The sequence below is a fragment of the Tolypothrix sp. PCC 7601 genome (assembly GCF_025677855.1).
Classification (GTDB): domain Bacteria; phylum Cyanobacteriota; class Cyanobacteriia; order Cyanobacteriales; family Nostocaceae; genus Aulosira; species Aulosira diplosiphon.
In genome coordinates this window covers 8,556,358-8,569,201 of record NZ_CP064879.1, presented here as the reverse complement: position 1 = coordinate 8,569,201, position 12,844 = coordinate 8,556,358, and the positions used below count along the sequence as shown (strand labels likewise).

8 protein-coding genes are annotated in these 12,844 nt (G+C 42.9%); 6 read left to right on the top strand and 2 right to left on the bottom strand.

The window, feature by feature from the left end; translation table 11 throughout:
• The first annotated feature begins 17 nt into the window (after positions 1–17).
• The 4 genes from HG267_RS34795 to HG267_RS34780 all read left to right on the top strand — a co-directional run bounded on the left by HG267_RS34795 (position 18) and on the right by HG267_RS34780 (position 6,331).
• Complete coding sequence (locus tag HG267_RS34795; RefSeq protein ID WP_045870160.1) at positions 18–1,484, top strand: hypothetical protein; 1,467 nt, start codon at positions 18–20, stop codon at positions 1,482–1,484.
• Between the two features lie 2 nt (positions 1,485–1,486).
• Complete coding sequence (locus HG267_RS34790) at positions 1,487–2,887, top strand: radical SAM/SPASM domain-containing protein (RefSeq protein ID WP_052335170.1); 1,401 nt, start codon at positions 1,487–1,489, stop codon at positions 2,885–2,887.
• Positions 2,884–4,989 (top strand): ferritin-like domain-containing protein, encoded by a 2,106-nt coding sequence (locus HG267_RS34785; protein ID WP_045870161.1) that lies wholly within the window; start codon positions 2,884–2,886, stop codon positions 4,987–4,989. Before HG267_RS34790 ends, HG267_RS34785 begins: the two co-directional genes overlap by 4 nt.
• Positions 4,990–5,176: 187 nt before the next feature.
• A complete protein-coding gene (locus HG267_RS34780) occupies positions 5,177–6,331 on the top strand; it encodes an NAD(P)/FAD-dependent oxidoreductase (RefSeq protein WP_045870162.1) in 1,155 nt (384 codons plus the stop codon).
• A 128-nt stretch (positions 6,332–6,459) separates the two neighbouring features.
• On the opposite strand, the gene HG267_RS34775 is transcribed toward HG267_RS34780, so the two are convergent.
• Positions 6,460–8,568 (bottom strand): LysR family transcriptional regulator, encoded by a 2,109-nt coding sequence (locus HG267_RS34775; RefSeq protein ID WP_045870163.1) that lies wholly within the window; start codon positions 8,566–8,568, stop codon positions 6,460–6,462.
• A 22-nt stretch (positions 8,569–8,590) separates the two neighbouring features.
• Positions 8,591–9,640, bottom strand: coding sequence for an LLM class flavin-dependent oxidoreductase (locus tag HG267_RS34770; RefSeq protein ID WP_045870164.1), 1,050 nt, complete (start codon positions 9,638–9,640; stop codon positions 8,591–8,593).
• A gap of 576 nt (positions 9,641–10,216) precedes the next feature.
• Between HG267_RS34770 and sfnG the strand changes: the two genes are divergently transcribed.
• Together sfnG and HG267_RS34760 are read left to right on the top strand one after the other, a co-directional pair.
• Positions 10,217–11,314 (top strand): dimethylsulfone monooxygenase SfnG, encoded by a 1,098-nt coding sequence (gene sfnG / locus HG267_RS34765; protein WP_045870165.1) that lies wholly within the window; start codon positions 10,217–10,219, stop codon positions 11,312–11,314.
• Between the two features lie 304 nt (positions 11,315–11,618).
• Positions 11,619–12,827, top strand: a complete 1,209-nt coding sequence (locus HG267_RS34760) for an SfnB family sulfur acquisition oxidoreductase (protein ID WP_045870166.1) — start codon at positions 11,619–11,621, stop codon at positions 12,825–12,827.
• Positions 12,828–12,844: the final 17 nt, after the last annotated feature.

The following is a 12,844-nucleotide window of genomic DNA, read 5'->3' as shown; positions in this document are numbered from 1 at the left end:
AACTATTAACTTTACTTATGTCTTCACAAGATTTCTTAAGTTTGGAAGAAATTTGGATTTGTCCCCCCTTAGCCTTTGCTCGTTTTGGACAATCCCCATATCCAATGGAGAATTTCCATTGGGCAGAGAATGATTACTCGCCTCGGGGTACAGCTGAAACAGTCATCAAACCTGCACTGACGTTTAATATCGATCCCAACGGCAATATTTCTGCTTATTTGCCAGAAGAAATTCGTTTCAAAGATAAAGGTAAGTGGCGACCGGTTTGTCCGTTTTTTGAGTTACATGGACGTTGGTCAGACGGGTATGAAGGCCCCATAGGACTGAATCAATTGCAAGCAGCTAAGTTGAGTCTCAATGATGTAGTGTGGTACGTGGAAGCCGCCAACCGCAAAGCATATCACTACACCTTAGCAGAAGGGGATCTAGTTGCAGCTGCGCTCGAAATTCCCGGTACAAATCATCTTTTACACCCGATATTGGGTCACAGTCCCGAAGGGGCAGAAAATCCTCTGATTCCCCCTGGTGTGGATATTCCATTAGGCCATGTGCAGGTAATTCGCCCTAATCCAAGTTGGCCTGAGTTGCGTTTGCGAATTACCCCACCCCAGGGATTGATTTATGCTCCTAGCAATAGTTGCGATCGCAACTTAACCCAGTTGATCCCACTGATTCAAGACCAAGCGGCATTTTTGCGACAAATCAATTGCTGTCTCAATCCCGATGCTGCATGGCCTCACTGGAATCCCGGGCCAGACGATAATCAAGATCCACGCACCAATCCAGGTGGTTTGTATGCTCAAGAACCGGATACCACTAGCTTGGGATTTTTGGATGATTCCAATGATGGTTTGATTAAAGTGACAGTCAAAGGAGCAAGTGTCGCTACAGGTCAACTCACGGCTTATGCTCGTTACACATGTTGTCCGCAAGACTTCCAACCAGACCGCCGACCATTTGTTTCCATTGCTGATGGTTTGAGCGATTTAGTCAAACGAGACGAAGTTTTGCATCAAGGATTTATCGAGGGGGAAAACTGGGCAGAAACAGAAGCAGAAATCGCTGATTTAATGCAACGAGTCCGCGAGACAATGGAAGCTTCTAATTTGGATCAGCAAAATTTGCGATCGCAGTTAGCCAATAACCCAAGTGATTCAGGCACAGACGCTCCTTTCCCTTTCGACCCCGTACCTCCACGCCCAGGGCATCCATTACCTTTGACCGAATTAGGTCGGATGAATCACGTCCGCTTTCTAGCTTACGAAGTGTTCAAGCAACGTATGGGACAACGTCCAGAAGTGTTTAAACAATGGATTCGCAAACCCACTGACGAACCGAAATCCTACGACAAACAAATGCCCGCCTTAATGCGAGGTTCCGATTCCACACCGATGTCCATTTCCCAACGTCAGTACTACTTGATGAAGGAATGGTTAGAAGTGTTACAAAACGGCCAAGGAACATCTCTTGATGAGGATAGTTGATCATGAATCTTCCATTACCACAGTCACCCATCTCGCCGGAAGTAGACAATTTATCCCGCGACTTTCATCTATTTGAGAGTGCTGTTGCCAAACACTTGCTGGTGGTAGACGCTTCACGAGTGTTCGATCTCGACGAGTCCACCGCCCAGCGCATCGCTCAATTGCTAGTGGTAGACGACTCGGTGAACGAGCAGGAAATCGCCAACTTTCGCCAAAGCTTTGTGATGCCAGGTGGTCAGCCTGCCATTGATGATACTCCCCTCGAACCGCCTCCCCTGCGTTCTTTATCGTTGAACGTTGCCCAAAGCTGCAATCTTGGCTGTAAGTATTGTTATGCTGACGAAGGCAAGTTTGGCAGCAAAACCCAGTTTATGCCCCAGGACATTGCCCAGCAAGCCGTAGACCGTCTCATCGCCGAGGCCGAGCCTGGTGTAGATTTAGTTGTCGGGTTTATGGGGGGAGAACCGCTGTTAAACCGCCAATTAATCCACCACATTACTCGTTATGCCAGCCAGCGCGGTCAAGAAACCCGACATAAAGTCCGGTTTTCTCTGACTACAAACGGCACTTTGGTGACAGAGGAAGATGCAGCCTTATTCGCCGAGTACCGATTTAATGTGTCTGTTAGCCTTGATGGGCCGCAATTGCTCAATGACCAATTGCGCCCAACAGTCAATGGTCGCGGAAGTTACGCAGCGGTTTTACGTGGCTTAGAAGTCATGTCAGTTCAGCGTCCTGGTCATTTGTCGGCTCGGATGACAGTCACGCCCCAAAGCGGACGCTTACTGCCAATTTTGCAGCATGTCCTGTCCTTGGGTGTTGATGATGCGGGATTTGCTCCGGTGCTGGTGTCACCCAATGCAGAGTATGCCTTTGGGCCTGAAGAGTTCGAGCTATTTTTGCAGCACATGATCGAATGTGGTGAGGTATGTAAACAACACCTGTTGCAGGGTAAGCGTTTCCCATTTACCAACTTTGAAACGGCACTTAATGAAATCCATCGTGGTAGCCATCGTCCCTACCCCTGTGGTGCAGGTGCGGGTTATCTGAGCGTGAATGCCCAAGGCCAACTTTATGCCTGTCATCGATTGGTAGGAGATGAAGAGTGGGCTATGGGTTCAGTCCAGCAAGGCTCAGACTTTGCGGCTCGACAGCAGCTATTACAGCGCCATCATGTCAACTCCATCAAACCATGTAGTGATTGTTGGGCGCGTTACCTCTGTGGAGGAGGTTGTTACCACGAAGTCAGCAAACGTGGGCGAATTGGCTGCGATTACATTCGCGGCTGGCTGGAATTCTGTTTGGCAGCTTATGCCGAATTGTCTACTTACACTCCTGAGTATTTTGTGACTCCCGAAACCTACTTTGCAAACGGAATTACAAATTTAAGTGGAAAAATATGAAAATCACCAAGAACAATAACCCGTGGCGGCCAAATGAATTTTCCCCCCAAGATCCAAAAGAATGGAAGATTTTTCCGCGTAACCTGACTGCACGAGCCGCTTACATTGTTCCGGGGAACCCAACCACTACCCGCCCAGAAGATGCTGTAGACAATTGCTATCCTGGGTTGGAAATGGATGCGAGGAATCTACATAAGTACTTCTTCCCCGGTTTGTATTTTGAAGTTTATCGGGGTGATGGCGCTCGACTTGTGGAATTAACTCCCAGCGATCGCGCCGCCCAGTGGATTAATTTAGGATTGAAAGAAAGCGATCTCCAAGATGACTTGTTTTTGTGGATTCTCAAGGGGAAAACTGCTGCTGATCAGGATGCAGAAAATCCGCCTGCCATTGAGTTCGTTGATACTAAAGACTTAGGCGGCTTATATATCTGGCGCAAAGTTAATGCGCTGTTTGCGGGAAAAACTGCCGTGGCGATCGGGACGAAACCACCAACGAACGGTGATAGTCTGAACGCTGCGAAAGCTCAGTTAGATAGCTCTTGGAACAATAACAATAGCCATGTAGAACGAGATCCAAATGGTAAATTGAAATTTGCCGTCTTGATTACAGATCGGTCAGTTTACTTGAGCAATCAAGGTGTCATTGATCCAGATGTTTACAAACCAGGTGAACTCACACGTACCCTGTGTACTCCCTGGACTTACGATTTCCGGGATTGCCAATGTTTTTATTGGGCATCTAATAAGCCTGATGTCAATAGTAGTGAAGATGGTAAATACCAATATCTCAACTTCCAGCGTAAGAACTCGAATATAGAACCACAAACCGAAGATATTGCTAACAGTTACGAAGCTCGTCGCCTGCGGGAAATCGACTATGCAGAAATGATGGTCGATTGGGAGCAACTGCGCCCAGTGGTGAATGGTCGGGAATATGGCGAATCCTACAAACCTCCTATTCCCCCGAAAGGACGGATTTTAACTCTAGAAGAAATTAAAAAGGAATTAGCTTATTTAGCTACAGTAGAACACGCTCTAGCGGTGCAATATCTCTACGCCTACTATTCTGTAAATGCTCCAGCCGAGGAGCCGCCAGAGCCAGATTTGAAAACATTCCGTATTTGGAAAGGGGCGAATGAGGTCTTCAATATCGCTATTGATGAAATGCGCCATTTGCACTGGGTTAACCAAGTACTAAAGTTACTGGGAGTCGAAACGACTGTCAAACGGGCTGCGAAAATTGGACGCAGATTTGAAGTACCTTTTTATTTGCAAAGTCTTACCAGTACTCAGTTGCAGTGGTTTATCGATGTAGAAGAACCTAGTCGCTCTACCTCAATTGGGCTGGATGGGATGTATGTTGGGATTCAGACCTCGTTGCAACAGCTTTCGCCAGAAGAGTTAGACCCAGAAACCCAACGTCGGGCGGTGGAGATCATCAAGCTGATTATTGATGAGGGTGAAGGACACTATGTGCGTTTCAGTACCGCCCAGCAGAATTTGGCTTTCTATGACAATGCGGGTCGTGGTGATTTGCCAAAATATATTCGCGGCGGTCACTGGAGTGAACTAAGCGATCAACCTAACCCGGAATTACCTAACAGTAAGCTCTATGGTGTTCCCCACGTTGAAGAATTAGGCAGCGAAGGGTTCATCCTACAAAAACAAAGTGACGCTGTATATTTAACGTTGATAGTGTTTTTGAAGTTGGCGTTTGCTATGCAAAATGAGAAAATCAGTGGTGCATCGCTACGCAAAGCGATTTCCTTGATGTTTAAGCTGAACGCAATCAATTTTCAACTGGCAGAAAAAGGAATGACACCACTGTTTACTATTCCTAAATGGTGGGAAAGCGATCCTCCTGTTACATCCCAGGAGATTGCCCACACTTTGTTAAATACAGCCAGAAGGCAATTGCTAGAATCAGGGGTATTACAAAGCCCTGCGATCGCTCAATTTGCCCAAAAAGCACCATTGACTGAATCCAAGGTATTGAAAGAGCCGATTCTTTCTAAAGTTTTGCAGAAAGCACACAATGAAAGTATTGATGAAGTGTTTGCACATTTTGATAATGCTATTTCCGAAACCACATTTCAATGAGTCAGTCTGAAGTTTGTTCCCTAACAACGATGACATGAAGGAGGAAGCAGGAAGCAGGAAGTATGTTACAGCGTATGCAATATAGTTTTCTCCTTGCCTCCTCCTATTATCGCTTTCAGCTTCAGCTTTTAGGATTGACCTCATAGCTACCGGAAGTACTGTAATTTTGAATTAGGAGCGAGGCGACGTGACTCGTGTGGCTGTTGTTGGCGATAGTTTGAGTGCTTATGCTGTAGTCGCAGTTTTAACTAAGCTGGGTTATCCTTGCGATTTGCTATGTTACCCAAAAAAATCTAACTTTTACGGGCCTTCATTAGTACTCAACGATGTGAGCGAAACATTGCTTACCGAACTTTTCCCGGATGTGAATTTGGGTGTTGATAGTCAACGTCTGACTCATCGTTGGGTGTGTTGGGGCACACAGCCAGTGCTGGTAGAACAGCCTGCATTGGCGATTAGAACCCACTCTTTACTAGAGTTACTAAAAAACTCCAAGGTCATACAGCACACGCCTATGATTGATGCTAGTCAATGGACTGCTGAACAAATATCCCAGAAATATGCTTGGACAGTCTATACCAAACACAAACAAGGTGCTGCTGCGTCTAGCTTGCTTCCACGTTCACGCCGCGTCCCGCAGGGAAGTTTTACACCAACGGCGGGCGTAGCGATCGCTTTGTCTGAAAGTTCTCAATCTTTGATTGGTGGTCAACGAGTCATAGTCACCGCAGAGGTACAAGACACGCCCAAATCTGCATACACCTGTTATATGGAATCGTTGGCTGACGGTTGGTTATTTTATGCTCCAGTCAATGGCTCTAGCGCTATGCTTCAGGCATGTTTGCCGATAACGCCAGTCAATCCTCGACGGGCGTTATTAGAATGTTTGTATCAAAGCACTACAATCAGCAAGTTTGTCAACGATTTGCAAAAGGTAAATTGTTTTGTTTCTGCCCCCCACTTGGAATGGCCTCTCTGCGGTTTAGGTTGGCTGATGGTGGGCGAACCTGCGATTAAGATTGATCCTGTAAGTGGAGAAGGTACGCCTTTTGTATTACGCAGTGCAATATTGGCAGGAGCGGTAATTGATGCAATTTTGAGCGATCGCATTCCTGATATATCTGCATTAAATCATTATAAAACTAGATTAACTCATTCATTCATTTCTCATTTGCGAGGGTGTATCCAGTTTTACCGAGAAGTATTTAGCACAAATTTAGCATGGCAAGCTGAAATAAATCAGATGATCGATATCGCTGAGACTCTATCGACTCAGCTAGAACAACAGGCTGTTAATGTGTTGAACTATCGGTTGATTGATTTTGAGTTGCACATTGGGTGAAGGGCTGAATTTTTCAGCGTTGCTGAATAGAGGGATGAATTGATTTATGTAGGTACAATTTGATACTTTCAGTCATGAAATAATAATTTAATTGAGTATCTCAGCATTTGTTCTGATTTGGAGTTGATTTAAGTGGTGCTGACTTTTGTGAAGTTGACACTGGATATTGCCCTATGACTGATATCTTCATCTTGTAGTGGTAAATCATAATTATCATAGAGAACTTTCAGGTGTCGGCTAAACTGTTCTTCTAAAAAATAGCTACTAGAAAATTCACTTGCAAAAGAAACTTGATGAAAATGATAATCTAAATTTAGCAGGTTATAGACGAGCCTCAAGAAATAATCATCTATCCAGAAATCTACATCAAACAGGGAAATGCCATATTTTCCTTCCAACCTGCGATTTAAAGTTTTTAGCAACCAAGACCATTGAGGTTTGAGGGTCGGATCGATGCGGTTACCAAATACAGGATTAAAAAACTGATTAACTTGAGTTTTTCTCACATCAATTACTTTAGTTAATAAATCTGTCGCCTGAATTGGAGATGAATTAAACCAATAGTTAGCAACTAGCAAATCATGTAAATAAGCTACAACAATTTTCGGGTTTTCTTTAATAAACTGTGAACGACAAACAATTCCTCTAATTGATGGAATTCTTAAACTATTTGTTTGAGATAAAGGCAGTTTTCTGACAAAAGCATATCGTTCTAAAATTGACGCAAAAGTGTGACAACACACGTAGGCATCTATAGTTTTGTTAGCGAGACTCCTACTAGCCCTTTGTGGATCTTCATTTATTAATCTACAATCTTTACTGACATCCATATTATAGAGGTCAAACAGAGTAATGATGAACCGATGGGCATTTGAACCAAATAACGTAGAAATTCTTTTTCCTTTAAGCTCATTAACAGTATGTATGGCAGAATCTTTATGGAGAACAATGTTCACATCCTGACCCAAAAGATTATACGAAGCAATCCCAATTAATTTAGAACCAAAACTTAAATCATCAAAAAATTGACTACCATTATTCAAGAGAGAAATATCATCTAAAATACAAATATCTAGTTCTTTGCGTTTCATCTGGCGGTTCATTTCTTCTCCAGAGGAAAAGGGCAGAATTTGTAAATCAAAATCTCGATGAATTTCAACATTTTTAAAAATAGGCTGTTCAATTAATGCGGATGATCTCTGTAAATCAGAAATATACTTAGTTCCATAGCCTGCAATAAATTGTCCTATGGAATCACGCTGAATCCCTATCCTCAGAACATTTTCCTCTTTAGCAGAATAGCTACCTAAAATTAAATTTACATTAGGCACACTTTCCAAGTTATTTTGTTCGAGTCTAAAACTTCTGACCAAACCCTCTGCGGAAATTAACAATTCACTAAAGCGGGGAACATGAATATAAATCCCATATTCATTAACATCTTGTATGGTCGAGGTTAAAACTTGGTATTGAGATATGATCTCAGCTTCACAAAAGTCAGGTAAAACGGTTGATTTCTGATTTCCTGAAGCATATTTGAGGACATCTTGATAATTGGTTAGTATTTTAACCCTACTTAATTTCTCCAACAAAAATTCATTTTTAGATAATTCCCGATGAACCTCATCTAAAAGTACAACTTCAGCCCAGTCAATCTCATTTATTTTAATCAAGCTATACTCATTGGGATATTTATTTTTCCCAAAAGAGAACAGCACCATTTTATGAGTTGTTAATCTAGTACAGTGATGTTCTTCCTTATATCCAGAACAACTGTTAAGCAATAAATCTATATCTAAGACTTGAGAAGTAGAGAAAAAACTATTACTGTGAGCCTCAATTTTTTTGATATTTCTACCGGGAAAACAAAGCTGAAATCGCTGCGAATATTGTTTTAACCAGACTTCTAAAATTAAACTAGTCGCTCCCAATATCAAATCTTCACCCTCAGCGCTAAATGTTGCGTGAAATTCTTCTCGCAGATTTTCTACAGTTTCAACAACATTAAGTGTTTGGGAAATCAATTTCTTGCCTTTATTAGTTAAGCAGATAGAGCCAGGAGAGCGATTTAGCAGAATTACCCCAAAATAATCCTCTGCTTGCTTTACTTTCTTACTAATTAGTGCTTGACTATATCCTAGTTTTTGGGCTGCTTTCGAGAAGCTACCACAATCATCTACTGCTTTTAAAATTTTGAGGTGATTGAGGGTAATATCTTCGAGTTTAATCTTATTCATGCTATGTAGGGCAAGATTTTAATTACAACCTAACTAAGTTATTTTGTTGTGTGTATTCGGAAATAACTAGTTTGTGGAAGCGGATAGTATCTTCCAACATCGATTCAAATTTGAGGATGATTAAATCAACGCCAACAGCTTCGTATTCTTTGAGACGTTGAATAATAGTATAGCGATCGCCTACCAGTTGAGCAGATAAACCAAGATTTGCTTCAATGGTTTGACTGATATCTAGTTTGTTATGGGCAACTACGTTAGGATCGATTTGCTCTTGAAAGTATTTAATCTGTTGCTGATCAGCAGAACGATAAATCGCAGCTAGTCTAGCTTCAGCTTCGGCTGTATGTTCACCAACGATCGCAAACGCACTCATAGCTACTTGAATATTACGCCCGTAGCGATCGCTTGCCAATGTTTTCACCTTCTGCACCAATGCTGCTGTTTTTTCTGGTTCATCAGCATTGATAAATAAATAATCTCCGTGACGTGCTGCTAAATTAATTGCCCGCTCTGATTCTCCAGCAATAAAAATAGGCGGTGTTGCTAGAGGTTTATCAGTTAAAATACCATCCTTAATAGTATAATATTTGCCAACATAATTAAAGTTATCGACTGTCCACAGCCCCTTGATGACCTCAATATACTCTTCCAATCGGGCGTATCTCTCACTATGGGGGAGCCAAATATCTCCATAACTTTCTACTTCTAGCTTCCACCATCCAGCAATCCCACTCAGGGCAAATCTGCCTTTACTTAATTGATTTTGAATGTTTGCACTTACATTAGCAACCACCGCAGGTAGTTTAAAACCGGGTTGTACAGCCGCCACAATCTTGATGTTCTTGGTATTCAAACTTGCCAAAGCTGCTGTAATCCATGCGTCAGCGACATTGTAGTCAGGCCCATGAATAGCATTCAAGTAATGTTCAGGAATGTAATAGAAGTCATAACCTAACTCATCTGCTTCAATTGCCAACTTTACCAAATCTTGCGAAGATACATTAGCCTCGTGATTCACAACCCGCAACCATCCACCACAGACTGGCGACCAAATTCCAAACTGAAGTGCCATAAATCTTCTTCCTGTGCCTTTTTCGACGAGAGATTCAATAAAATACGATATCTTTATCTCTTTGCCGTGGTTTAGTAGTTCACACTACCATATTTATTTCTGCTGTGTATAGTTGCAGATGAGAGTAATCTCAAGCGTTGAAAAGTATTCACTTATCACGATATGGAATAGTAGTAATCCTTTGTTGAGTCCTGTATTTCGGGTTTCTTGGACATAATCAGGATGATACCCACCAAATATAAAAGAATTATTAAATATTCAACAAACGTTAGCGGTATTCCAAAATGGAATACTGAAATGGAATTTAAGTATATGCAGTCACGACATCGGCAAAATTGTCGTGATAAAGTCTGAAACATGAAAATGCGGTAAATCAATCGGTTTATAGTATATTGTCAATATCAGATCCTGAGATTGTTTACTTGTAAACTCAGAGGACTTTGCAGCCGCTATCAAGCTTTAGATTTTTTGGATCAATTTTTAAGTGATTTGTTTAGTGATGACAAATTCGGACTTGTTGCATCACAAGCAGACTTCCACAAATAACCAAGCTGTTTCATTCTCAAATACACAATTATGGTAGATATTAAGTTCGCATACTGGATTCCCAACGTCAGTGGGGGGTTAGTAGTTAGTAAAATTCCCCAACGGACAAACTGGACTTATGACTATAATGCTCAACTAGCTCAAACAGCTGAAGAGGTTGGGTTTGAATACGCTCTAGCCCAAGCTAGATTTATCGCCAGCTATGGGGCTGAGTACCAACTAGAGGCATTTACAACCGTATCAGCCCTCGCTCCAGTCACCAAAAAATTGAAGTTGATTGCGGCGGTTCATCCTGGATTATGGCATCCCGGAGTAGTCGCTAAAATCGGTGCTAGTATTGATTTTCTCTCTAACGGACGATTTGCTTTGAATGTAGTTAGCGGCTGGTTCAAAGATGAATTCACTATATATGGTGAACATTGGTTAGACCATGACGAACGCTATCGTCGTTCCGAAGAATTTATCCGCGTCCTCAAAGGCTTATGGACAGAGGATGAGTTTCACTTTAAAGGCGACTTCTACCGGATTAACGGCGGTTGGGTGAAGCCTAGACCGGTGAATCAGAATCCCCATCCAGAGATTTTCCAAGGTGGTAACTCCAAAGCCGCCCGGCGTATGGCTGGCCGCGTTTCTGATTGGTATTTTATGAATGGTAATACCCTAGAAGGGGTAAAAGAGCAGATTGCCGAAGTGTCTGAATTAGCTCGTCGAGAAGGACGCACAATTAGGTTTGGGCTAAATTCCTTTATCATCGTACGAGATACAGAAGCAGAAGCCCATGAAGTATTGCGCGAGATTATTGCCCAAGCCGATGTAGAAGCAGTGAAAGGATTTGGCGAAGCCGTCAAACAAGCGGGAGCTGCAACTCGTGAACGTGAGGGAATGTGGGCAAATTCCAATTTTGAAGATTTAGTACAGTATAACGATGGCTTCAAGTCAGGCTTGATTGGTACGGCTGAACAAGTAGCAGAAAAGATTCGCCAATTCCATGAAGCAGGGGTTGATCTCATTCTCGGCGGCTTCTTACACTACACAGATGATTTGCCAGCCTTCGGTAAGAAGGTAATCCCCATTGTGCGGGAACTTAAATCTCATCGTCGGGCTGCTGATGAGTTGGCTGTGGTATAGATTCACAGTCATATATCTTGTAGAAGTGGGTTTTGTAGAGCCAAGCTGTTGCGATCGCAGCTAAACCCACTTCTACAGCAACAGGAAAACCCTACGCAGATATAGCAGGGGACAGGTGACAGGGTGAAAAGCCTTGTGCTGTCTAATTTTTATGATTTATCGATGTCCTAACCAACTTGACTACGGCTATATCACGATTTTTAAGTAACCAAATCATCTTCATAATTGCCCAAATTTCCGAGCAAATTAAATTTGGGACAACTCTGCGTTTAAACACGATAAATCAGAATCAAGGAGTTTTATCATGACATCACTAATTAATACAGAACAGAAGGCGCATATTATTCGTGATGACAAGGAAGCGATCGCGATCGCCCATGAATTAGCAGCTGAGTTTGCCAAGGGCGACTCAGAACGCGACCAAACTCGGCGTTTACCTGCCGAAGAAGTGCAGAAGTTCTCGCAAAGCGGATTATGGGGAATTACAGTCCCGAAAGAATATGGCGGTGCTTTTGTCTCAAACGTCACCTTAGCAGAAGTAATTAAAATCATCTCCGAAGCCGATTCTAGCCTCGGACAAATTCCCCAAAATCACCTCTACATGGTGGAAGCAGTCAGGTTGGATGGTACGGATGATCAAAAGAAATTCTTCTTTGATTTAGTATTACAAGGCAAACGCTTTGGTAACGCCTTCTCGGAAATTGGCACCAAGTCTGTCACCGATGTGCAAACCAAATTAACACCAGATGCTTCTGACTACGTACTCAACGGACGCAAATACTACTCGGCTGGCGCATTACTAGCCCATTGGGTTCCTGTGATTGCCAGCAACCCGGATGGTAAAACAGTAGTAGCATTTGTGGAGAGAGATGCCGAAGGACTGACTCTACTCGATGACTGGACAAGCTTTGGACAGCGTACCACAGCTAGCGGTACTACCATTATTGAAAATGTCAAAGTCAAGGCAGAACACGTCATACCGCACTATTTAGCCTTTGAGAGAGCAACACCAATGGGTGCGATCGCTCAAATCATCCAAGCCGCAGTAGACGTGGGAATTGCCAAAGCCGCAGTCCGTGACACCATTCACTTTGTCCGTAACCATACCCGTCCTTGGGTTGATAGTAATTTAGAAAAAGGCTACGAAGACCCCCTGACACTATACGAATTTGGTAACGTGCAGATTCAAGTCCACGCTGCTGAAGCTTTGCTGCGTCGTGCAGGCGAATTTCTGGATATCGCCAACGAGTCAGGCTTAGAAGAACCCAAAGTAGTTGAAGCCTCAATTGCAGTTGCAGAAGTCAAAGCCTTAGCCACCGAAGCCGCAATCCTAGCTACCAACAAGTTATTTGAACTAGCAGGTACTAAATCCACATTAGAGGAATTCAACTACAATCGCCACTGGCGAAATGCCCGCGCTCACACACTCCATGATCCCGTCCGTTGGAAATACTACGCTGTTGGTAACTACTTCCTCAATGGTGTCTATCCCCCGCGCCATCCTTGGCTGTAATTATCCCATTCTCTATT

Excerpts from the sequence above, each read along its gene's own strand:
- HG267_RS34795 (WP_045870160.1), top strand. The coding sequence starts at position 18 with ATGTCTTCACAAGATTTCTTAAGTTTGGAAGAAATTTGGATTTGTCCC.
- HG267_RS34790 (WP_052335170.1), top strand. The coding sequence starts at position 1,487 with ATGAATCTTCCATTACCACAGTCACCCATCTCGCCGGAAGTAGACAAT.
- HG267_RS34785 (WP_045870161.1), top strand. The coding sequence starts at position 2,884 with ATGAAAATCACCAAGAACAATAACCCGTGGCGGCCAAATGAATTTTCC.
- HG267_RS34775 (WP_045870163.1), bottom strand. The coding sequence starts at position 8,568 with ATGAATAAGATTAAACTCGAAGATATTACCCTCAATCACCTCAAAATT.
- HG267_RS34770 (WP_045870164.1), bottom strand. The coding sequence starts at position 9,640 with ATGGCACTTCAGTTTGGAATTTGGTCGCCAGTCTGTGGTGGATGGTTG.
- sfnG (WP_045870165.1), top strand. The coding sequence starts at position 10,217 with ATGGTAGATATTAAGTTCGCATACTGGATTCCCAACGTCAGTGGGGGG.
- HG267_RS34760 (WP_045870166.1), top strand. The coding sequence starts at position 11,619 with ATGACATCACTAATTAATACAGAACAGAAGGCGCATATTATTCGTGAT.